The organism is Amycolatopsis sp. lyj-23 (assembly GCF_046549135.1).
In the GTDB taxonomy this organism is placed as follows: domain Bacteria; phylum Actinomycetota; class Actinomycetes; order Mycobacteriales; family Pseudonocardiaceae; genus Amycolatopsis.
The window spans coordinates 416,151-437,726 of the sequence record NZ_JAJPWN010000009.1 but is presented as its reverse complement, the minus strand read 5'-3'; the positions used below and the strand labels follow the sequence as shown (position 1 = coordinate 437,726).

Here is a 21,576-nt window from a genome sequence, read left to right as displayed (position 1 = left end):
TGCGGCGGCTCATGACGCGCCGCCCCGCAGCCGCGGCAGCCCGACACCGACGGGCAGGACGGCGGCGACGAACCCAGCGTCCTGAGCCAGTTCCATCCGCAGCAGCTGGAAGCGGCCGGCGATGTCGTTCTCCAGCTTCGCGGCGTGGTCTTCGATGTTCCACGTGTCCGGGATCGTGACGGCCGCGGCGACGGCGAAGCGGACGATCCCGTGCCCGGCTGCGACCGCGTGCTCCTGCGCCCGCGCCCCGCCCGCCTCGCGGGCTTCGGCCGCGCCGGAGTTGAACCCTTTCGAGGACTTCCAGTCCCGCACGACGCCGGTGCGGAACCGGAGCCGGCGCACGGCCTTGCGGGACCGGTGCTGGGAGAGGGTTTCGTAGTGGATGGCCAGGCTGCGGCGCTCGCCGGCGGTTTTGACCGCCAGCAACCCGCCTAGTGACCCGAACACGGTCCCGGCCTCGGGCATCAACACCGAGTAGGACACCGTCGCGAAGCCGTCGTGGTAGTACGCCCGCGCCGACGGGGCGGGAGCGTGCACCGGTCCTGCGGTCGCCCACCGGACACCGGCGTTACCGGCGTCTCCGGCGCGATGGCGGCGCGCCGCAAGGCTGGCGGCGCTGGCCGGATTGAAGCCGGTGCGGATCGCCACCGCCAGCTCCGGGCCAGACAGCCACTTCACGCTGGTGGCGCCGAGCGATTTCAGCTTGTCCTCGAGCCCGTCCAGTACCCGGTAGAGCACCGCGGCCCGGCCGGCGACCCCACCTCCAGCGGCGGCGGCCGGACGGCGGAGAGCGTCATCTGCGCCGGAGAGGGTGACAAACACTTCGTGCCGGACCGACACCGCCCCGACCAGACGATCCAGCTCCTCAGACGCCTGCCGCGCGAACGCTGGAGCATCCGGGACGTCGTGCTCGGCCCGCCAAGCCTGGTAGTCGGCGCCGTCGTCGGGCACGGTCCGCACCAGCAGGGTCATCCGGTCGATGACTTCGCGGTGCCCGATCGACAGCAGCAGGTTGCCCAGCCGGTTGGCCAGCCGCTCGCACTGAGCGTCCGAGAGCATCCCGACCCCGGCGTGGGTGAGGCGGGCGGTGGCGCCCCACCGCCCGTCGCCGGTGTCGTGGATCAGGCAAACCCGGCCGAGGTCGCGCAGCGGTGGCCCGTCGGGGAACCGCAGCCGGGCCAACACCCCGGGCAGATCCGGCTCATCGAGGTCGGCGGTCTGGCCGGTGACCGCGCGCGACTGCCACCGCGACCAGCCCAACGCGATCCCGGCACGGTAGAGCAGCAGATGCCCCAGCCAGCGCAGCGCCGGGCGCCCGCGGACCGGCACCACGACCAGAGCCGCCGCTGTGCCGCAGAGCCCGCCCGCGACCACGGCTTCGCCGAAACGTCCAGCGGCCAGCGCGAGAATCACCGGCACAGCCAGCCCGACGCACACCAACGCCTGGACGGGTGTCAGCCCGACGATCCAGCCCGCCCGCTCTCTGCGGGACAGTCCTTTGTAGATCCGGGTCGCGGTGCTCACAGCAGCACCGCCGCTTCCTCGGCCTCGCCCGCCGCACTGCCACCGCCGCCGTCATCCGATGGGCCGCCCGTCGGCTTCGGGACCGGTGGTGTCGGTGGCCCGGTATCTCCTCCCGGGTCTGGAGGTGGCAACTCGCCGCCGCCGTCATCGGCGGCGGGCCCGGCTGCTCCCGCGCCACCGGTATCACCGGTTTCGGCTGTCCGCGGCTCCGTCGACGCGGCAGTCGGGTCGGTTCTAGAATGCTGTGCGTCGCTGCCGCCGGTCGCGTCGGTGCCGGGTGTGTTGCTGTCGGGCGTCGTGGCGGCATCGTCCGTTTCGTCAGGTGCGTGCTCGTCGCTCGTCGCGTCAAGCGGCCCGGTTGCCGTGTCGTCGTCGCCGACGGCAGCTTGGTCGAAGCGATCGACGTTCGCCTGCTCCTGGCTATCGTCGCCGTCGCCGTCGCCGTCGTTTCCCTTGTTTTGCAGATCATTGCGGGCCATGATCCCGAACGCGTGAGCTGCGCGCCCGGCGATGCTGTTGGCGCCGTAGGAGTCCAAGCCCGCCTCCGAGAGCTTGTCCCGGAACACGCCTTGAGGATCGGAGTCGGGGTCGACGAAGGCGAACAGCTTGAACAGCACCAGAGGCACACACAGCGCGACAAACAGCACCCCGATCCCGGCCAGCAGCCCGGACAGGCCCTGCGCGCCACCGACCATCGCGACCGCCAGCACCAGCACGAACGCCAGGGCCGGTTTCATCACGATGGCGACCAAGCCCCAGCGGGCAACCTTCCAATACCACCGCATGGTCGCGTCAGCTAGCAGCCCGGCCGCGGCGATCGGAACCGTGGCGACCACCACATAGATCGCCGCCTCGCGAAACACCGCCTCGAACGCGAAGCCGAGCCCGGCCGGGATTACCCCGAAAGCGCCGGCGAGACCAAGGACGACGTTCTTCACCTCGTCGGCGAGGGCGTCAGTGAAGCCAGTCATGTTCAGCGCGTCACGGAAGTTCCCCACGCGCAGCCCCGTGGACAGGATCGCTTCGGTCAGCCCGTCGGCCGCGGCGACGAACGCCGCGACCACCCCGACGGTCACCGCGAGGGCGATGCCGTACTGGATCGGGCCGGTGATCAAGCGAATGAAGCCGCGACCGCCGTGCAGGATGGTGGTGCTGATCTGCCAGAAGAACATCCCCAGTGCGATGACCCCAGAGATCCACAGCGTCATCGGCCACAGGATCGACACCGGCCCGTCCGTAGTGGACACGGTGAAGAGGGAGAACTGGTCGACCAATTGGAACGCGGTGCGCAGGATGAACAAGGCCGCCGCCCAGGTCGCTGCCATGAGGGGCTCGAGAACCCCGGCGGCAGTCGCTTTGACCCCTGCCCCGGCTAGCCTGCCCAGCTCCTTCAGCAACTCCAGTTCCGCGGGGTTCATCGGACGCCGTCCCGCTGCAGGGGCCGGTAGCCGGCCGCGACCGATTCGGCGCTGCCCGGCCACGCAGACGCGGCGTAGGCGGCGCGGGCACCTGGGGCGATGCGCCAGGCGGTGCCGGTCCAGCGCAGGGCCTGGCAGTCGCCGATGCCCATGCGCGTGCTCTGGCCCTGGTAGTCGAAACTCAGCTGCCCGAGCGTGCACACCACCGCGAACCGGCCGCCATCAGCGGTGCCCTTGATCAGGCCCTGGGAAACGTCATAGGTGACCGTCAGGCCGGGCTTAAGCTCGCCGGGGCGGATCCCTGCTTCCTCGCGAAACGAGGTCAGCAGCGCGAGCGGGCCGTTGCCTTGCGGGGACGGTGCGTGCGGGAGCGCGGATTCGGTGTAGGCCCGCAGGTAGGTGGCCGGGTCTCCGCCGCGCAGGGCGGTCTCGTTGAAGTTGGTCAGCCACCCGAGTGCGCCTTCGGCGGTGGCCGGGAAGCTGTCGGAGATCACGCGGTTCGCGATCGGGGCTGGTCGTGGGACGGTGATCGGCGGGCCGGCCGTGGCGGTGGTGAGTTCGTGCGGCAGTGCCGCTTCGCGCGGCAGGGTCAGCATGGGGCGGGTGGCCAGCGCGGTCGCTTCGTCGACCGGTGCTGTGGGTGCCGGTGAGGGTGCGGCGCCGGGCGGAGTCGCGGCCGGCGGGGACGACGGTGGTGCCGTTGCCTGCCGGGCAACCAGCACCACGGCGACCGCGACGACGAGCAGGACGACGATGATGATCAGGCGGCGCATACGCGTACGAGGGCGCGGCGATTCGGTGGTGGTGAACATGGCTCAGCCGCCCGCGAAGCTGTTGATGAGCGACCAGCCGATGCCGTAGAGAATCGCGCCGGCGATGGCGCAGAGCATCATGACGACGCCGACTTTCCCGGCGCGGTGGTGATCGACCCAGCGTCCGCCGGCCCAGACGATCAGGCCGATGAAGAATCCCGCGACGAGCGCGACTCCCGCGCCCCACTTGACGTTGTTAAGCAGCCCCAGGATCTTGTCGCCACCGACGGTGGGCTGCACCGGTGTCGGATTCGGGATCTGGCCGAGCCAGTCGATGACAATGTGCGCGGACATCGCGCCCTCCACGTCGCACCGCCCGACGTCGTGTCGAGCGGGTCAAGTGGGAGGGCGTTAAAGTTCTTGTCGGCCGAGCGGCAGGACCGGCTTAGCCGGAGGCGTGGCCGGCCGTGCGTCTCGTGCGTCCGCGGGCGCTGCCTGCCCGCGAGAGCACGGATAGCCGACGGGTCCGCTGGGGTAGCACATGCCAAGACCGGAGCAGGTGTTCGGCGGGTGAGCGCAGCGATGGCGGCGTCACGTCTTCGGTGACGCCCTGCACCGCGAGGCCGCGGTCGTGAGGGAAGAACACGGCCTCGGGTAGCAGGACATTGGTGCGACGGCCTGCGGTACCGGCCACGCCCTTCGGCCACCAGCGCGCGCCCACGACCAGCAACTGCGTGGGAGGAGTGACCGCGCCCGCGCGGACCCATGGCTCCAGGCGCGCCAGGACCTGTTCGGCGTGCGCGAGACCGGGCACCGAGGGCCGCACCACCAGCGCCGGAATCGGTGATGGGCTGCCAGTGCGCAGCCACTGCCCTGCTCCGAGAGCAGGGTCGGTTGCCAGGCGCCACGGGTCGTGGCCGATGTCGACCACGGTCGCATCCACGCTCCAATCGCCGCCGGGATGCCAGTACGGCGGCGGCGGAAACACCACCGGCTCTCCGGCGGCCTCCGCCACGTCGAGGCGCGCCAGGATCGCCCGCGCCCGCCGGGAGAACCGGACGCCGGCCGCGGGGCCACGCCCGTCCCGTCGTGGACCGTCGGCCCGCGCAGCGCGCCCCAGGCCGGAGCGGACCGGATCGCCCGCGTCGACAAGCAGAACAGAACGCCCCGCCAGCTGGAGCGCATCGGCGATCGCGACAGCGGTGGTCGTGGCCCCGGCCCCGGGCGATGCAGCCAGGATCGGCACGATCCGGCCGAATGGCGACCAGTCGAGCGGCTCGACCGCCGCTTCCGCGGGCGTGGCTTGCTGCTTCTCGGTCACCGGTGCGTCCGCACGGGAGCCGACGTCCACGGGTAGGTTGTCGGCCGTGGTCATGACGGGCCTCCCCTCAGCGGTAGTGGTGCGCCGGTGAAGGGTGCGGCGGTCACAGCGGGACCGTGCTCCAACCCCCTGTACGGGGTGGCGTGGGTTGCTTTCTCTCAGTAAACCGAAGATACTGTCAACACGTGTGGCTCTTTGCATTCGATGGTAGACCGAACCTGCGAAGTGTCAAACACGATCGATCACGGCGAAGTCTGAACCAGACGGTCACGACAACGGGCGGGGTGCGGCGTGGGACGACGGTATGAGGACGAGCCGGCCTTCGACAGCTGGGAATCGACCTCGCCAGCGCACCTGGACTCGCCGATCCCGCACCGTCCCTACGCCGCCCAGCAGCAGCTCACCCTCGACCTGCTCAATCTCGACACCTTCGCCGAGCGGTTGACGTACCTGTTCGAGCACGAGTCGACCTACTACGTGCTCGACGGTGAGCCCGTCGTCGATCCCGACGAGATCGCCCGTCTGGCTGCCGACAAGGTGCCTGGCTTTCGACGTTTCATCGCGCGGGCTCCGCTGGTGGCACGATGGGTCCAGGCCCGCAGCGGAGTGCCCCTTACCAAACAGGCCCTGCACAACTTCAAGGGCGGGATCCGGGAAAATACCCGCCCGTCGATCACCCGAGGTCTGGCCGCGTTCTGGCGCATCCACCGGGACCTGCTCGACCCCCACGTGGGAGCCGCAGAGTTCGAAGTGCCCTACGACGAGACCGACCGCCGAGCGCACGAGCTGATGACCGAGATCGGCGGGGTCGGCGTCAACGCCCGCACGATCGCCAGCCGTCTCGACGGCGCGCGCGAAGCCGACAAGCAGCTGCTGCTGAAGGTGCTCGAACGGATCGCCCGAAGGTCCCGCGGCCCCGGCCCCGGCCCCGGCCCCGGCCCCGGCCCCGGCCCCGGAGCAGCCTGACTGATGGTCAGGTGCCCCTTCAGATCCAGATCCGCCATCACGACCGGCTACGTGCGGCGGGCTGCCGCGGTCCCAACTTCGTCGCCAGCCGCTGGACCCGGCGCTCGCTCAGCGCGTCACCGACAGCGGCCAACCAGACCCGTCGCGTACCGTCGTCGACACGCAGGAGCTCGGTTTCCGGCCACCACACCTCCTCGTCCTCAGCATCGTCGGTGCTGACATCGCGGATGGGCTCGCTCGACGGGCGCGACAAGTGCACGACGAGGCTGGCGATCGCGATCTCGATCTCGACAGCGGTCGCCAGCGGTTCGATGTCCAAACCGTAGACAAGTGCCAGGTCCTGCAGTTCCCGCCGGATCGCCCACCGCGTCGCCGCGTCGACCAGCTGGTCCACGATCAGCAGCGCGTCCTCGATGTCGACCAGTTTCTGAGGCTGGGTTAATGGGGCCCGGCTGCGGCTGGCGAGCAGGATCCGCGTCCGTAGCCACAGGCGCTCAATCGCGACGTCCTGGCGTTGCTTACGGCGCCGGTCACGCCGGACGAACACCCTGCGGGTCGCCGCGGCGAACGCCGAGCCCAGAATGAACAGCAGCAGCCCGGCGGCGTCGGTGAACACCCCGAAGTGGCTGCCCCGAGGCAGATGGTGCGGGTCAGCCAGCAACCGGAGGGCGCCCCCGAAGCGCCAGCACAGCCCGACCAGCGACACCGCGATACCCAGCTGGGCCAGGGCCACGCCGCCGCGGACCCCGGCCACCTCGCCCATCGCCACCACCGTCAGCCCGAGCAGCAGCAGCGCGAGCCAGGTGACCATGTAGCCCAAGTAGATCGCGCTGTAAAGCTGGGAAGGCAGTGTCGGGTTGCGGGGCGAGGCGAAGAAAGACGTGTGCGCGCCGGCCAGCCCGTACAGCGTGACCATCGCGACGGCGCAGGCCACGAATATTGCGACTACTCCGGGCATCGGAAGACGCAGCTGCCCGAGGGTGTGCAGAAACGCGGCGACGAAAACCATCGCCAGCATCCCCAGCACGTGGTGGACGACGATCGCGACGTTGTGCAGGCCGGTGACGCTGTCGGCCCAGTCCACGGTCGCCGGATCCCCGGCCGCCATCGACAGCGCCATGCACGCGATGCCGGCGGTGAGGAAGTGGCGGCTGAGGGTATAGCCGACCCCCCGGTTGACCAGCACCTTCCTGCCCGATTCCGCTACGCCCGCTACGGCGGCGCCGTACCAGAGGACGGTGACGGCGTCAGCCATCGGCGCACAGGTGGTGACGGGCACCGAAGGCGGCGCGCAGGGCCGTGCGGCCGGGCGGGGGCTGGCGGTCGCGGTGGCGCGCAGTCCCGGCCCGCACGTGCGCTTGGAGCTGGTGGGCGAACTGCTCGGCGTCGATCTCCCGCTGGTCGCTGCTGCTGGTGCGCCGGCTGCAGATGTAGTCGCCCGGGTGGTCCAGCATCCAGTGCCCGACTTCGTGGAAGACGATGTGGTAGACGTGCGTCGGGGCGGCGGCGGCGGCGACTCCGAGCAGGCACTCTGTCCGCATGCGCACCAGCAGGCCGCTGGTCCCGCTGCGCCCGGTCAGCATCCGTCCCAGGACGACGGTCATCTCTCGTTGTTTCCCGAGGGCCTTGAGGAAGGCGCGTAACTCGAACGGGTACCGAATCGGCAGCGTGGCAATGAGGGTTTCGCAGCGCCGGCGGAACTCCTCGTCCTCGTTAGTTGCGTGATTCAACTTTCTTCCCTGGATGTTGTCGATCCAGCCGGTCCCCACCGGCCCCCTGGTTCAGCACTCTCACGATGGGTCTTCATCGCAGCAGGTCAGAGCGTTGCCGCCATCCTGACGGACGGGATACACCTTCGACGCCCGGATACGCCCGTTGGATCCCGCAGACTTCGATTACGGGGGTCATGCGGGGGCGTTTGCGGTCGTTGCGGGGTCGCTGCGGGTCCGCATACTTCTCCTCGGGGTCGCATTCTTGCCTGGTGCGGGATTGATTCCTGAGGCTGCGGCTGACTAGTCAGGAAGTCATGGTGCTGAATTCGGGGGACGCGCCGACGCGCGGAGCTGTCACGGATCCGACGGCGTTGGCATCGGGGTTCAACCATCTCGATCCCGTGGTTGCCGCGACGGCGTACGAGACGCTGGGGACGATCCGGCGGGGGTGTCCGGTCGCGCGCAGCGGTGAGCTGGATGGGTTCGTGCTGGTCACCGGGTACGACGAGATCCGCGAAGCCGCGCAGGCGCCGGAGCGGTTCAGTGCCTACGTCGGCGGGCTCGGCGCGGCGGCGGTGGTCACCGAGATGCCGGAAGCGGTGGCGCCGATGTTCGAGACCGACGCGGAGCACCATCACCAGTGGCGGCGCGCGCTGGCGACCTTCTTCACCCCGGCGGCCGCGGCGGCGCAGAAGCAGTACGTACGGGCGATCTGCCGGGAGACGCTGCTGCAGGAACTGATCCCTCAGGGGGCGGGGAACCTGGTCGCCAGCTATACCCAGCAGGTGCCGCCGCTGGTGATCGGGCGGGTCCTCGGGCTCGCCGAGCTGGAGCGGGCGTGGCTCTCGGAGCACGTACGTGCGCTCTACGGCGCCGAGACGTTGACCGACGCCGAGCAGGTAGGCCGGGTGTACGCGGATTTCCTGCTCAGGCAGATCCGCGACCGCCGCGCCCATCCCGGCTCCGACCTGCTCTCGTGCATGGCCACCGCCGAGGTCGACGGGCGTACCGCCGGCGAGGACGAGCTGGTCAAGATGACCATGCTGATGGTCGCGGCCGGGCACCTGAGCACCGCCGATGCCTGCGCCACCGCGATCCTGCATCTCTTGGACGATCCGGCGCTGCGCGAGCGCGTCGCGGCCGACTCCGGGCTGATGGAGGCGTTCGTCGAGGAGCTGGTCCGCTACGAGCCCGCTGTCGCGGCCACCGGCCGCACCGTCACCACCGACACCCAGCTCGGTGGAATGCCGCTCGCACCCGGGGATCGGCTGCTGCTGGCCTGGGGCAGCGCCAACCGCGATGAGCGTCGCTTCCACGACGGGGACGTTTTCCGGGTCGATCGCGAGCGCACCCGGACACGACACCTGGGATGGGGTGCCGGTGAGCACCGCTGCCTCGGCCGGCACCTGGCCCGGGTGGAGGTGCGGGTCATGCTGGAGGAGCTGCTGCGCGCGCTTCCCGATGTCCGGCTGCAGCCGCACGCGAGCGTGCGGCGCACGTTCGGGGTCATCCGCGGTGTGGCGGCGCTTCCGGCGCAGTGGAGCCGTCGCTAGCCGACACGTATGCCTGATACCACTCGGCGAGCTCGGTACGGCCGCGCAGGTTGAGTTGCCGGTAGATCTTCGTCAAATCGCCTTCGACCGTCCGCGCCGACACGTACAGGGCGTCGCCGATCTCGACATTCGACTTCCCGTCGCCGGCCATGCGTGTGATCTGCCACTGTCGCGGGGTCAGCGGCGGCGAGGTGGGGTCGGTGTCGCCGAGGGCGAAGGCCACGATGCGGTCGTCGCGCCATCGCGCGCCGGCAGCTCGTGCCGCCTCGAATGCCTCCTCGCCGATGCCTGCCTTCTCCGCGGTGCCGTGGATGATCGAGTCGATTGCGATGTCGCGGTGGTGGCGCCATCCGGGCAGGCCGTTGAACCGGACGCCGTGGCGGGCCTGCAGGCTGTCCGAGCCGCCATATAGATGGGCGGCGCCGACGAGATCGCCTGCCAGCACGCGTTTGCGGGCTTCCTCTTCCACGCCCCAGGCGGGCCCCCACAGGTCGCCGAGTTTCACCTGTGCGCGCAGCGCGTTGCGGGCGCTGGCCTGCGGCTGTGAGCCTTCGGGCAGGCCGCGGGTCCATTCCGCCCAGGTGATCGCCCATTCCGCGCCGCTGGCGTGGGCCGCATCAAGGCACCACTGCGACATGCGGTCGGCCTCCTCGACCGGCCCGAGCAGGCCCGCGTTGAAGGCGTGCAGCAGCCCGGCCATGAATTCCGAGCCGTGGGCGCCGGCCGCGCGGAATCCCTCGCGGGCCGCTTCCAGCTTGGCGTAGCCGCTGCGCAGCCCGAGGGCTAGCGCGTCGTAGGTGCCGTCCATGAACTGCACCGCCGGGGCGTTCTCCATGCCGATCTGGCGGGCAAGGTCCAGGCACTCGTCGCGGTGGGCATTGCCGCGCTCGCGAGCGCCGAGTGCGATCCAGGTCCAGCCGACCATCGCCAGCGCGCAGACTCGCACCGGCGTGGGCTCGGTGAGACCCGCCAGCAGGAGCTTCTCGACCTGGCGGCAGACAGGGATCTCGGTGGCGAAGAAGAACGGCGCGCGGGTGCGCAGCAGGTCGAACATGATCGTCAGCCCGCGTTCCACCTGCCCGCGCTCGGCACACCAGTTCACCACCGCGGTGATGTTGGCGGCCTCGGCGTTGACGCCGGTTAGCCGGCACATCTCGTCCGGGCCGAACCAGCCTTCAGCCGCGTCCCGCACTAGTTGCGCGACCCACGCGCAGAGGCGTTCTTCGATCGCGTCCTGGTCACCGAAGTGTCGCAGGCGCCGGCGGCCGTACTCGCGCAGGTAGTTGTGCTGCCGGTAGCGGCCGTCGGCCGATGCGCCTTCGATGATCGAGTGCCGGACCAGGTAATCCAGGGTCGTCAGAATCACTGCACGGTCGACGACGGCGTCCGCACAGACCCGCTCGGCCGCCTCGAGCGTGAAGCCGCCGGTGAAGACCGTCAACCTTGCCCACACCCGCTGCTGGACCTCAGTGCACAGCTTCCAGGATTCGCCGATCGCCGCGTCGAGGGCCAGGTGATGAGCTTGAACTCCGCGGGTGCCCGGGGCATATCTCAAGGCCGATCCGCCTTCCAGGCGATCGAACACCACGCGAGGCGATCGTCCGGTGCTCAGCTGAGCCGCGACGAGTTCCAGGATGAGCGGGATCCCGTCGGACCAGCGGACCAGGCCGACGATGGCCGACCAGTCGTCGTCCGCGGTCAGCGGACGTCCGGCCAGGGCAGCGCGGTCCTGCAGCAGCTTCACCGCATCGCACTCTTCTGCTTCGACCCGGCCGGCGTTCTTGTCGGGGACATGGAGAGGGTTGAGGTGCACGATACGCGCGCCGTGGATCTCCAGCCAGGCGCGGCTGGTCGCGATGATCTGTAACTGCGGCGCTCGGTTGATCAGCAAGTCGACAAGTTCTTGGATGGGCTCGAGCAGGTGTTCGCAGTTGTCCAGCACGAGCAGGACACTGTGGTCGCACAAGAACTCGATCAGCACGTCCAGCGGCCGGGCGTCGGGCTGGTGGTTGGCGACGCGTAAATCTGCGAGCAGCAAGTTGCAGATTCGATCTACTGTCGTTTCGCCCCCCGGCTCGTCGCTTATTTCCGCGAGTCGGACGAAGGCGGCCGCGTCGTAGGCGTCGCATCGGTGTCCGAATGCTTCTCCAGCCGCCCGCGTCTTTCCCGCTCCACCGCTGCCGGTCACCACCACCAGAGGGTTACCTTCGTCGACATAACCCTCGATCTCAGTCACCTTCTGTAATTGACCGATGAGTGTCGTCGGATAGGCCGCGCCCGGTATACCGGCACTCGTCAGCGGTCTACGCGCCATGGCGCCGACATGTAGCACTATTCACGCCCGTCGTGCGTCCTGCCGTGGTGTGCGATGTCGACATTGCCCCTCCTCGTACTGCCCCTGCTCGTCACGGGCCTCGACTGATGCTCGTACTAGCCCCTCGCCGGCGAGAAACGCGTCACCTCAGGTCTGCCGCGCTCCGCGTCATGTTTCGTACCACGGGTAGGACCGCGGTCCTTGAGAATTGACCGTGGGAACACTCAATCGGGTTAGACGCCAACAACCAGGCCACGGGCAGTCGACTACGCTGAGTAGCATTCGCCACTTCGATCGACCGACCGGGCGAGCCACGCCGCGAAGATCACGAACAGCACCTAAATGCACACTTTCCGCAACGTTGAGCAGGAAGGCGCATAGGTAGACACAGGCAAACTCACCAGAGCAGACACACATGTTGACTTTTGCCGGGATCTGGTTATTGTTCGTTCCAGCGAGGCTGATCGTGTTCACGCCGGGGAGGCGTGGTGCAGGCACGGTCGGCTGCCACGTTAGGACTGACTCGTGCTCACTGCGTCATCATTCCACGTTATGGCCCGCGGGCCGCCGTTGTCGTGTCGATTCGACGACGAACTCCGATGTAGATTCTCTCCGGTCGCACCGCGACCGTCACCATGACCAGGCCAGCAGGGCCGGTCCACCTCATCTGAAGTCTCCGCTCAGCCCCTTCGCGTTTTCCTGGCTGCGGCACGAGGCACGCCTTTCAGCCCGCCCGTCACTCGATGGGCATCCGCACTGGATGGCTTTCCCTTTTCGTACAAGGAGAAACCTCGATGCACAGCCGTCTTTGGCATGCCCTGGCCGCGACCGCGGCCCTACTCGCCTCCACTGTAGCCACCGCCGTCGCGGCACCGAACACGGCCGCCGGCGACACCGGCTACCGCGCGCCGATCGCCGGAAGCACCCCGGCCTGGGCCACCCCGCACACTGAAGTCGCCCGCAGCAACGGACACACCGTCCGGCAAATCCAAGTCGCCCTGGCCCTGCGCGACCAGCGTGGCGCAGAACGCCTCGCCGCACAGCTGGCAACACCCGGCAGCGCCGAGCACGGAAAGTTCCTGTCGTCGAGGGCGTTCCTCGACCGATTCGCCCCGACGCAGGACACAGTCGATCACGTGTCGCAGTGGCTGGGCACCCAGGGCCTGCGCGTGACCGGAGTCAGCGCCAACCGACACTTCGTCGACGCAGAAGCCCCGACCTCAGCGCTGGAGTCGGCGTTCGGCACGAGGATCGCCGCATTCCGGACCCGCATCGACGGCGTCAACCGGACGCTCACGGCGCCGGCAGCGCCCGTCACCGTTCCAACCTCGCTGCGTGCCTCGATCACCGCGGTGCTCGGCCTGGACGACAGCGCCGCTCTCCTCAATCCGCAGCACACCCGCACCACGAACGCAGCCACGGCGGCGGAGCCGCATTGCGCGCGCTGGTGGGGTGAACAGAACAACACCGACGTCCCGCAGAAGTACCCGGCTGGCTTCCAGTCCAACTCGCTTTGCGGTTATACCGGCACCCAGGTCCGCGCGATGTACAAGCTGAGCAACGGAAACACCGGAGCCGGTACGACCATCGGTGTCGTGGGCGCCTACAACTCCGACACCGTCGTGGCCGACACCAACCAGGCCGCCGCCCAGCTCGGCGTCCCGCCACTCGCGGACGGGCAGTACAGCGCGGTCCTGCCACAGGGCGGGTTCACCGACACGACCGAGTGCGGCGCCGAGGGCTGGGCGGCCGAGCAGACCCTGGACGTGCAGGCCACGCACACCATCGCCCCGGCCGCGAAAATCCGCTACTACGCCGGGAAAACTTGCAAGGGCACCGGGATCTACGACGCGTTCAACCAGGCCGTCACCGACAACGCCGTGGACGTGATCAGCAACAGCTACGGCAACGCCGACGGCGAGCGCTCCCTGCCGCAAGCGGCGCGAGACCAGTTCAACAGCATGGCGCTGCAGGCGGCGATCCAGGGCCAGACCATCACCGTGTCCACCGGCGACGCCGGCAACAACTCCGGTTTCGTCGGCAACCCGGCCGCCAGCTTCCCCGCCTCAAGCCCCTGGGTTGTGGCCGTCGGCGGCACCAGCGTCGGCCTGGACCAAAACAACCAGCCCACGGTACTGACCGGGTGGGAGAACAGCGGCAACACCCAGTCCGGCAGCAGCTGGGCTCCGCAGAAAGATGCGGATGGTCCGTTCGCTTCCGGATCCGGTGGCGGGGCCTCCGCGCTCTACGACGCGCCCGACTGGCAGGCCGGCGTCGTCTCCGGCGGTGGCGGGAAGCGGGAGGTGCCGGACATCGCGGCGCTGGCCGACTCCTACACCGGGATGCTGGTCGGGCAGACCATCAAAGGCCAGTTCAGGATCGGCTCCTACGGCGGCACCTCACTCGCGTCGCCGCTGATCGCCGGGCTCGTCGCCGACGCCCAGCAGGCCCGCTCCGGCAACGCCCGGGCCGGACTGCTGACCCCGGTCCTCTACAGCCTGCGCGGGTCGAGCGCGATTACGGACGTCACGCCCCAGAAGGCCGGGGTATGGACGCCGATGATGCACGCCTTCGGCGGCGTCGCCGTCCCCGGCGGGCAGGGCAGCTACCTGATCGACTTCGACGCCCGCCCGCAGAACCTCCAAAGCGGCCCGGGCTGGGACAACGTCACCGGCCTCGGCACCCCCGCCGACGGATTCATCGGCGCGCTTTCTCAGTAACCACAACCTCTTCTCGCGGTGAGCCCGCTCGAGCGCGGACGGGCCCACCGCGGCCCCTAACGACCCTTGGGAAGGACTGTTCATGTCCGAGATGCCACAGCAGGCACCGAACAGGTGGTGGGTGCTCGCGCTCTGGCTGGCCGGAATCGCGATGGTCGGCACCACCGGCGCACTGCTCGCACCGTCCCGCCCCGCGCACGAGGCTGCGCACGGTACCGAGCCGGTCGAGCTGGGAGTCGAACTGCACGCCCCGGTCGTGGCCGCCCGCGCGGTCCCGAATCTCGCGGGGCTGCCAGAGGCCAGCACCTTCGGCACCATCCCGGCCGCTCCCCTGGACGCGACTGCCGAGGAAGTACCGGACGGGCAGCTCGTGCACCCGACCGAGCCAGTACCGGTCTTCGACCAGCCGGGCGGGGCCGCCACCGCGGCCCTGCCGACCACACAACTGGGATCCGACACGTGGCTGCCGGTCATCGCCGAGGAACCGGGCTGGGTGCAGGTGCTGTTGCCGTCCCGGCCCAACGGCTCCACCGGCTGGCTGTCCACCCAAGACAATACGCTCACGATCCGGTCGACGACCGACCGAATCGTCATCGACCGGACAGCGTTCCGGCTCACGCTCTACCACGACCACCAGCAGATCGGCACCTGGAGCGTCGGCGTCGGCACGCCGGCTACGCCGACCCCGGCCGGGCGGACGTTCGTCCTCGCCTCGATGACCGACGCGAAACAGAAATTCAGCCCGGTGATCTTCCCGCTCGGGATCCACTCGACGACCTTCTCCACCTACGGCGGCGGGCCCGGGACCACCGGCATCCACGGCTGGCCCACCACCGACGTGTTCGGCCGCCCCTCCAGCGACGGATGCATCCGCGTGCCAGCCGACGCCCTGGCCACCTTCACCAATCCTCTCGACCCGGTGCCCATCGGCACCCCGGTCCTCATCCGCTAACCCAACCGCGCCAACAATTCTGGAGAGACCAGCCCATGAACACCACTCGTAGCGCCCTCGCAGCCGCCGGAGCCGGCGCGCTGCTCATCGGCACCCTCACCACGTTCGCGTCCAGCTGCACTCCCGCGACCGCGGCGCCGCCCGCCCTCGCCGCTGCGGCGACGACGACGTCGACAGCGACGGGAATAGCCGTCTCCGGCGGCGAACACCTCTCGGCCAGTCCGAGCGTGTCCAGCAGCGGCGCGATCAAGACCGCCGGCGGGTCGGTGTCCACCCCGAGCGGCGCGGTCGTGGCCAGCGGCATCAGCCTGCAGGCCGGCGCCGGAGTCGCCGAAGCCCGCGTCGCGTCGGTGCGGGTCGGCGGCACCACGGTCGGTCCGTTCACCGCGACCTGCCGCAACGGCGCCATCACCACCAGCGCCCCCCAGGGCGGAAGCGGCAACCTCAAGGTCACCGGCGGCGGCAACGGCACCGCCGGGGTCATCACCGTCACCACCGGCGCCGCTCCCACCCGCACCGGCGGCTCCAGCGGACCGACGTCGGCCAAGCCGAGCGAGGGCACGGCGATCACGGTGACGGTGGCGACGGTCAGCTGCGGCGCCGGCACCCCTCCGCCGCCAACGACGGGCAACCCGCCGACTGGCACCCGCCCGGCCCCGACGCACAAGCCCGGTGCCCCCGGGATCTCTCGCCCGGGTATGCCGGGCCAGCGGCACCAGCAGGGCGACAACCCGGGTGACCGGACCGCGCCCAAGCCGCAACCGAAGCCCGGCCACGTCGCCGTCACCGGCTAACCCGTCACCCGGACGCGCGGGCCCGCGCCCCACCTCCACCCTCCAACGCGGGCCCGCGCACCCCTCCTGCTCCCACGTCGCCACCGGGCGCACCTCCCCACGCCCGCACCACCACACAACCCATCCCGACCAGGGAGATGTCCATGTCCACGCTCGTCTTCAGCCACGCCATCCACAACTATCTCGACTCCGCGTCCGACGAAGACGTCCGGGCCGTGCACTTCGTCGGCTCGCTGCCCGCCGCTCTGACCGGCGACCACCGCCAGATGATGCAGTGGTTCCTCGACCACGCCCCCGACACGACGCTGACCGGGCTGCCGTGCGACCCCGACCCGCGATGGATCATCGACTGGCTCGACGACCTCGCCACCATCGACGCCCTCGAACCCGTCCGCACCGGCCACTCCGCCGACTACGACGACATGCCCACCTACCGCCTCAAGCACGGACACTGGCTCGAATCCGAAGAACTGTCCCTCAGCCGCGCCGCACACACCGACGCCGTCATGGCCGCCCGCGCCCAGCTGCACGACGACCGCGACCTGCCACCACACCAGGTGTCGATCCCGAACCCGTACGACTTATCGCTGTTCACCTTCGGCAGCCCCGCCGCCGCGGTCACGCACCTGCCAATGTTCCGCCAAGCCGTCCTCGACGACGTCCACACCATCCACCAACGGCACGGCAACCAAGTCGTCTTCCAACTCGAGACCCCCGCCGTCCTCGCCACGCTCGACCGCACCCCACGCCCACTGTGGCCGACGGCAGTGCGGGCGATAGCCAAGCAGGTCGCCCGGGTCTTCGCCGACGGACCGCGCGAGGCAACGTGGCGGATCCACCTCTGCCACGGCGACCTCGGCCACCAGCCCCTGTTCCCGCTGACCGACCTCGTGGCCGCCGTGCAGTTCCTCAACGCCCTGCACAAACAACTACACCGGCTGCGGATCCCGGTGCCCGCCGCGCACATCCCGATGTGCACCGGCACCCAGGCCCCGTCGACAGATCCGCGGTTCTACCGGGCGCTGCGACACCTACGCCGCGACATCGACGTCATCGCCGGACTCGTCGACGAAACCCACCCCCAGGCCTCCCGCACCGCACTCAGGCTAGCCGAAACCGAACTGGACCGGCCCGTGCTCGCGGTCGCCGCCGCCTGCGGCCACGGCCGCCGGCTCGTCCCCGACGCCGCCGCCAACACCGCACTCGCCTGCGAACTCGCCCACCACACCACCGACACCCCCGCCCGCTGAACCCACTTGGAAGGCCTGCCGAGATGGACTCCACGACGACGCAGATCCCGTCCGCGGCCGGGGACCTGTCCAACGAAGCCGAAACGCTCACCCCCATCATGCGGACGGGAAGCGTGCCTACCCGCGCCCTTTCTGGCGGTCGGATGCACCTGCCTGGCGCGACCACCCTCGCCCCGCAACGGCACGACACCACCGAAACGGCGATCGCGATCATCAGCGGCCACGCCGCCGTCCTCTCTGGCAACGCCATGCAACCCTTCCATCCCCGCGCCGGGGACATCATCTATATCCCGGCGACGCTGCCGTACTCGGTGGTGAACCTCAGTAACAACGCCTCCGTCCTAGCGCTGGTCTTCCGCACCGACCCCGGCTTCGACACCGACATCCACCGCATGCCCGAACTCGACCACGCCGCCCGCGACCAGATCCCCGACCTGCGCCGCGCCCACCACAAAGCCCTGCTCACCCGGCGCAGTGGCCGCGCTCGCCGCACCTGACCCCGCTCTCATCCCCGTCCAGCATCCACGCCACCCGCCGACCAGACCCGTCGGCGCCCTCCCCGTCACCTTGCGTGCCATTCCAACCGGCTCGATCAGGAAGACGTCATGCGCACCTGGATCACTGACACCGCCCGCGACCTACTCGACGACCCGTCACCCGGTGGACCGGTCAACCTCGATGAAATTGCCGCCTGCGCCGGAGTCACGACACACCACTTGCGGGCCTACTACGGCTCGGTCGACGCCATCATCACCGATGTGACCGCCGAACCGTCTGGTTCAGCCCGGGTTGGGCGGTGCTGACGATGCGCTGGCAAAACCTGCACCTGCGCGGTGTCGGCGCCGCGCTCGGCGAGATCATGGCCGTCGAAGATCTCGAGTCCGGCCGAACGCTGCGCGGCGCAACGAGCCAGCGTGCCGTGTCGATCGCCCGCGACTGCACCGGTATGGATCTCGCCGTCCGCGCCAGCCGCCACGCCCTCGCCAGCATGGCCATGACCACCGTCGGCCCGCTCCCGGTGCCCGACCTGCACTTCCATGCGGCGATCTGGCGGGGTAGCCGCGGCATCGACTTCTGGTCCCGCGCCGCTTACGTCCGCTCCCGCCTCGGCTTGCCCGCCGGCCGCGGGATCGCCACCGAACTGAATGCCATGAGCAACAGCCTCGTCGGCGGGATCGACATCTCCGCCCGTGTCCTTGCCGGCAGCCCCGACCTCGACACCGTCCTGCTCACCGGCGGCGAAACCTTCGGCCCACCGGCCTTCGACCACCTCACCGCCGACCAGGGCATCGCCTACGGCGACGGCGGCTCCGCCCTCATCCTCGGCCGCCACTCCGGCCTCGCCCGCATCCTCGCGACTAGTTCCTATACCGACCCCACGCTCGAACAACTCCACCGCGGCAACCACCGCTTCGCGCCCGCCGGCACCACCGAACTCGGCATCGAACGAATCCACGAACGCAAACGCCAATACACCGACGCCGTCGGGACAGCATCGGTCAGGCGGCGCAACTGCGTCGGCGTCCGCGCCGTAATGGATCAAGCGCTTCGCGACGCCGACCTTACCCTCGGAGAGATCAGCTGGTTTCTCCTGCCGCACTATGGCCGGCACCTACTCGACACTCACTGTCTGGACCCACTCGCCATCACCGCCGACCGCACCCTCTGCCACGCCGGCGACCAGTGGGGTCATATCGGACCCAACGACCAGATCGTCGGCCTCACCCACTTGTTCACCCGGTGCGTCGTCACCCCAGGCGACTACGTCGCCCTACTCGGCATCGGCATCGGCATGACTTGGACTGCCACCATTCTCCGCGTCGACAACACCGAACCCGAAATGCGGCCATACGCGCCCGCGCTGCGGTGGCCCTGGCGCCGCAACGACGTGTCTCGCGGTGCTGCGCTCACGCGCGAGACGAACGCCGTGACTCCGGATCCGATGCCGGTTCCCGACCAGGCGGAGAATCTCTAATGGGTCCGCCAGTTCATACCGCCGTCGCCGACTCTTCAGGACAGGACAACACGGCCGACAACGCGACGCACAGGAAAACCGTTCGCCGATGGATTCCAGCGCCGCTCGACACCCACATCTTTGCTTCGCCGTACATCCTCATCGACCAGCACAACAGGTCACTCTTCACCGCCCGAGTCCTCGAAGACGCGCTCGAGGAGCTCGCCAACAACCAATCAGCCACAACGATCGTAGGCACACTCCGTCCCCCACTGCTGGGGATCGATGTCGACACAACCAACGATGAGGCGACATCCGAGGCATGCCTCGCCTTCACCGACGACCTCATCGCCTGGAGCGAGAAGCACGGACTTCCCTGGCTACGCCGAGAATCCGGGCGACTAGGACACTTTCATCTTATCGTCAAAGTTCCCTCCGCTCTCCATCGTTCCTTTCGCCATCTCGCAGCCGAAAGGAGTCGCCTACACCGAGTCTCGGCCACGGTCCGTTCGACACTCCGGCTCACGTCCGCGCCACATCGAACCGGCGCCGCAACTGCTGACGTCGAAGGAACCCTCAACATGCACGACGTCGCACTCGTAGATCGAGGCTCAACCACGCGAGCACATCGAAGCGCAGGTTTGCAATGCCGTCGGACCCACCGTCGCGGGAGTCAACCCAACGCCAGTCGCTCAGAACGCGAGTACGGCAACGCCTTGGCGATGGCACGCGCCGGCTGGAGCTGCGACTGGGCTTGGCAGGCAGCACGCCGCCCAGGCACGAAGGCCGCCGAGATCGGCCTCCTCGCTTGGCGTCGATGGTTCTGGGCTCCCGCAGTATCAATTGTCGACGCCGAGACTCGACGAACCGAAAGCCAAGCATGGTCCAACTTCCAGCTCGCGTCACCGACTCAGGCCCAACACCTCGGACGGCGTCGATGGCACGACGAACGCTGGATTCCTGCCCTCCACGAGGCGACGATCGACCGACCGCGGCGCACCAGACATCCCGGACGCAACCTCCACGCCCGTGGCGAACCACCAACCGACATCGCGCAGCGATTGGACGCCCTCCGCAAAGCCTTCTTCAACGCCGTACACGACAAACTAGGCAAGCTGCGCACGCTCCATCGACCCGTGAGGCAGGCATCGCTCTACGCCGCACTTCACGCCCTCGCTGCCGTAATCGTGCACCGTCATGGCTCCCTGTCTGTCCGCGACTGGGCAGAACGGGCGCGACTCGACACCAAGACCGTCCGACGAGCCCGCGATGCAGCACACCAGCTTGGCCTCATCCGAAGAACCCATTGCTACAAGGGCGGAACCGATGACTGCGATACCTGGCAACCCACCGATCTCATCGATCAACCCGCCAAGGACCACGCAATAAAGTCCCCCACTGTCCCGTACACCCCCACCACACAAGCAACCGGATCAGCAGACCTCAACCGCCTCCACCGAGCCCACGTCGCCGAGCGACGCGCGTGGCGCGCCTACGTGAATCGAGGCCGCCCGCGGATACAGCCGAACGTTCAACGCCCTCCCCGGCGATCACTCACACCGGGAGGAACAATGCCACCGACAACCCCGAACCCACGCCTACAATTGTCGGGCACTCGATGGACTCCAGACCTGCACGGCGCCAAGTCGATCGCCGTGATTCCTTCGATGCATGTTCCCTTTCACTCAACGCAGCTCATCGGACAGGCGCTAGCCGCCATCGCCACTTGCCGACCAGATCTTGTAATCCAGACAGGCTCCCTGTTCGCACGCGACACAATTGCAGGACGTCGCCGCTCGGCTCCCCTGTCCCCTGAGGAATGGAACCTTGCCCGCCGCGACTTCCTCGAACCTCTCGCCCGGTGCCACCAAGGTCCGCTCTTGATCAATGGCCGACGTGCCGCGATCTTCCTCGGAGACAGAATAGTCGTGCCGACCGACATCTTCGACGACCATCCGCTTGCTCCGACAATCACCAAGCTCGCCGACGAGCTCTGCATTGCCGACAACATCGAGATCGACTCGCCCTACACATGGATACCAGGCAACCATGCACTAACCGTCGCAAAAGAGATCGACACCTCCGTGATCACCGGACAAACCAACCGGCAGGCGAAAGCGCAATTCACTCGCCTGAGCGTGGCAAAGCAAACGATCTGCGGGATTGAGCTCGGCACCTTCGCAGACCTACGAAAGCTACGCCGCTCGTCGATCTCTGTAGAAGGCTGGAAGAACGGGTTCGCGGTGTTCTTCAGCTTCTCGGAGGCTACCGCGATCCAACGATTGGCCCACACGCATGTGATGCAGCCATCACCGCTCGGTCGTTTGACAACACGACAATGACACC

18 protein-coding genes are annotated in these 21,576 nt (G+C 68.8%); 10 read left to right on the top strand and 8 right to left on the bottom strand.

Features of this window, described 5'->3' with window-relative positions:
* Positions 1–9: 9 nt before the first annotated feature.
* The 5 genes from ACLJPY_RS24720 to ACLJPY_RS24700 all read right to left on the bottom strand — a co-directional run bounded on the left by ACLJPY_RS24720 (position 10) and on the right by ACLJPY_RS24700 (position 5,069).
* On the bottom strand, positions 10–1,524 hold the full coding sequence (locus ACLJPY_RS24720; RefSeq protein ID WP_410591827.1) for an SCO6880 family protein: 1,515 nt from the start codon (positions 1,522–1,524) through the stop codon (positions 10–12).
* The gene (locus ACLJPY_RS24715) at positions 1,521–2,942 is read right to left on the bottom strand and encodes a hypothetical protein (protein WP_410591825.1); all 1,422 of its coding nucleotides are present in this window, start codon (positions 2,940–2,942) and stop codon (positions 1,521–1,523) included. The genes ACLJPY_RS24720 and ACLJPY_RS24715 overlap by 4 nt, the downstream gene beginning before the upstream one ends.
* Positions 2,939–3,715 carry a hypothetical protein gene (locus ACLJPY_RS24710; RefSeq protein ID WP_410591824.1) on the bottom strand — a complete coding sequence of 259 codons (777 nt, stop codon included), beginning with the start codon at positions 3,713–3,715 and terminating at the stop codon, positions 2,939–2,941. Before ACLJPY_RS24710 ends, ACLJPY_RS24715 begins: the two co-directional genes overlap by 4 nt.
* Positions 3,716–3,757: 42 nt before the next feature.
* Entirely contained in the window at positions 3,758–4,048 is a 291-nt protein-coding gene (locus ACLJPY_RS24705) for a hypothetical protein (RefSeq protein ID WP_410591823.1), read from the bottom strand.
* Between the two features lie 91 nt (positions 4,049–4,139).
* Entirely contained in the window at positions 4,140–5,069 is a 930-nt protein-coding gene (locus ACLJPY_RS24700) for a hypothetical protein (protein ID WP_410591821.1), read from the bottom strand.
* A 237-nt stretch (positions 5,070–5,306) separates the two neighbouring features.
* Between ACLJPY_RS24700 and ACLJPY_RS24695 the strand changes: the two genes are divergently transcribed.
* A complete protein-coding gene (locus tag ACLJPY_RS24695; RefSeq protein ID WP_410591820.1) occupies positions 5,307–5,981 on the top strand; it encodes a hypothetical protein in 675 nt (224 codons plus the stop codon).
* 37 nt (positions 5,982–6,018) lie between these two features.
* Here the strand turns inward: ACLJPY_RS24695 and ACLJPY_RS24690 are convergent, their stop codons facing one another.
* Together ACLJPY_RS24690 and ACLJPY_RS24685 are read right to left on the bottom strand one after the other, a co-directional pair.
* Positions 6,019–7,236 carry a hypothetical protein gene (locus ACLJPY_RS24690; RefSeq protein WP_410591819.1) on the bottom strand — a complete coding sequence of 406 codons (1,218 nt, stop codon included), beginning with the start codon at positions 7,234–7,236 and terminating at the stop codon, positions 6,019–6,021.
* The gene (locus tag ACLJPY_RS24685; RefSeq protein WP_410591817.1) at positions 7,229–7,585 is read right to left on the bottom strand and encodes a hypothetical protein; all 357 of its coding nucleotides are present in this window, start codon (positions 7,583–7,585) and stop codon (positions 7,229–7,231) included. The genes ACLJPY_RS24690 and ACLJPY_RS24685 overlap by 8 nt, the downstream gene beginning before the upstream one ends.
* A 509-nt stretch (positions 7,586–8,094) precedes the next feature.
* Between ACLJPY_RS24685 and ACLJPY_RS24680 the strand changes: the two genes are divergently transcribed.
* The gene (locus tag ACLJPY_RS24680) at positions 8,095–9,246 is read left to right on the top strand and encodes a cytochrome P450 (protein WP_410591816.1); all 1,152 of its coding nucleotides are present in this window, start codon (positions 8,095–8,097) and stop codon (positions 9,244–9,246) included.
* Here the strand turns inward: ACLJPY_RS24680 and ACLJPY_RS24675 are convergent.
* Positions 9,200–11,482: a helix-turn-helix transcriptional regulator gene (locus tag ACLJPY_RS24675; protein ID WP_410591815.1), complete on the bottom strand. Its 2,283-nt coding sequence runs from the start codon at positions 11,480–11,482 to the stop codon at positions 9,200–9,202. The two genes, ACLJPY_RS24680 and ACLJPY_RS24675, sit on opposite strands and share 47 nt — an antisense overlap.
* An 872-nt stretch (positions 11,483–12,354) precedes the next feature.
* Between ACLJPY_RS24675 and ACLJPY_RS24670 the strand changes: the two genes are divergently transcribed.
* The 8 genes from ACLJPY_RS24670 to ACLJPY_RS24635 all read left to right on the top strand — a co-directional run bounded on the left by ACLJPY_RS24670 (position 12,355) and on the right by ACLJPY_RS24635 (position 21,572).
* Positions 12,355–14,280: a protease pro-enzyme activation domain-containing protein gene (locus tag ACLJPY_RS24670; RefSeq protein WP_410591814.1), complete on the top strand. Its 1,926-nt coding sequence runs from the start codon at positions 12,355–12,357 to the stop codon at positions 14,278–14,280.
* A gap of 82 nt (positions 14,281–14,362) precedes the next feature.
* On the top strand, positions 14,363–15,232 hold the full coding sequence (locus ACLJPY_RS24665; protein ID WP_410591812.1) for a L,D-transpeptidase family protein: 870 nt from the start codon (positions 14,363–14,365) through the stop codon (positions 15,230–15,232).
* Between the two features lie 35 nt (positions 15,233–15,267).
* Positions 15,268–16,026 (top strand): hypothetical protein, encoded by a 759-nt coding sequence (locus ACLJPY_RS24660; RefSeq protein WP_410591811.1) that lies wholly within the window; start codon positions 15,268–15,270, stop codon positions 16,024–16,026.
* Between the two features lie 143 nt (positions 16,027–16,169).
* Positions 16,170–17,276 (top strand): hypothetical protein, encoded by a 1,107-nt coding sequence (locus tag ACLJPY_RS24655; protein WP_410591809.1) that lies wholly within the window; start codon positions 16,170–16,172, stop codon positions 17,274–17,276.
* 23 nt (positions 17,277–17,299) lie between these two features.
* Positions 17,300–17,773, top strand: a complete 474-nt coding sequence (locus tag ACLJPY_RS24650) for a hypothetical protein (RefSeq protein ID WP_410591808.1) — start codon at positions 17,300–17,302, stop codon at positions 17,771–17,773.
* Positions 17,774–17,881: 108 nt separating this feature from the next.
* Positions 17,882–18,079 (top strand): hypothetical protein, encoded by a 198-nt coding sequence (locus ACLJPY_RS24645; protein WP_410591807.1) that lies wholly within the window; start codon positions 17,882–17,884, stop codon positions 18,077–18,079.
* Between the two features lie 2 nt (positions 18,080–18,081).
* On the top strand, positions 18,082–19,251 hold the full coding sequence (locus tag ACLJPY_RS24640; protein ID WP_410591871.1) for a 3-oxoacyl-[acyl-carrier-protein] synthase III C-terminal domain-containing protein: 1,170 nt from the start codon (positions 18,082–18,084) through the stop codon (positions 19,249–19,251).
* Positions 19,252–21,158: 1,907 nt separating this feature from the next.
* Positions 21,159–21,572: a hypothetical protein gene (locus tag ACLJPY_RS24635; RefSeq protein WP_410591806.1), complete on the top strand. Its 414-nt coding sequence runs from the start codon at positions 21,159–21,161 to the stop codon at positions 21,570–21,572.
* Positions 21,573–21,576: the final 4 nt, after the last annotated feature.

Bases quoted from the DNA above. Each gene is read 5' to 3' on its own strand.
- ACLJPY_RS24640 (WP_410591871.1), top strand. From the start codon at position 18,082: ATGCGCTGGCAAAACCTGCACCTGCGCGGTGTCGGCGCCGCGCTCGGC.
- ACLJPY_RS24645 (WP_410591807.1), top strand. From the start codon at position 17,882: ATGCGCACCTGGATCACTGACACCGCCCGCGACCTACTCGACGACCCG.
- ACLJPY_RS24655 (WP_410591809.1), top strand. From the start codon at position 16,170: ATGTCCACGCTCGTCTTCAGCCACGCCATCCACAACTATCTCGACTCC.
- ACLJPY_RS24690 (WP_410591819.1), bottom strand. From the start codon at position 7,236: ATGGCTGACGCCGTCACCGTCCTCTGGTACGGCGCCGCCGTAGCGGGC.
- ACLJPY_RS24660 (WP_410591811.1), top strand. From the start codon at position 15,268: ATGAACACCACTCGTAGCGCCCTCGCAGCCGCCGGAGCCGGCGCGCTG.
- ACLJPY_RS24700 (WP_410591821.1), bottom strand. From the start codon at position 5,069: ATGACCACGGCCGACAACCTACCCGTGGACGTCGGCTCCCGTGCGGAC.
- ACLJPY_RS24705 (WP_410591823.1), bottom strand. From the start codon at position 4,048: ATGTCCGCGCACATTGTCATCGACTGGCTCGGCCAGATCCCGAATCCG.
- ACLJPY_RS24715 (WP_410591825.1), bottom strand. From the start codon at position 2,942: ATGAACCCCGCGGAACTGGAGTTGCTGAAGGAGCTGGGCAGGCTAGCC.
- ACLJPY_RS24670 (WP_410591814.1), top strand. From the start codon at position 12,355: ATGCACAGCCGTCTTTGGCATGCCCTGGCCGCGACCGCGGCCCTACTC.
- ACLJPY_RS24665 (WP_410591812.1), top strand. From the start codon at position 14,363: ATGTCCGAGATGCCACAGCAGGCACCGAACAGGTGGTGGGTGCTCGCG.
- ACLJPY_RS24710 (WP_410591824.1), bottom strand. From the start codon at position 3,715: ATGCGCCGCCTGATCATCATCGTCGTCCTGCTCGTCGTCGCGGTCGCC.
- ACLJPY_RS24685 (WP_410591817.1), bottom strand. From the start codon at position 7,585: ATGACCGTCGTCCTGGGACGGATGCTGACCGGGCGCAGCGGGACCAGC.
- ACLJPY_RS24650 (WP_410591808.1), top strand. From the start codon at position 17,300: ATGGACTCCACGACGACGCAGATCCCGTCCGCGGCCGGGGACCTGTCC.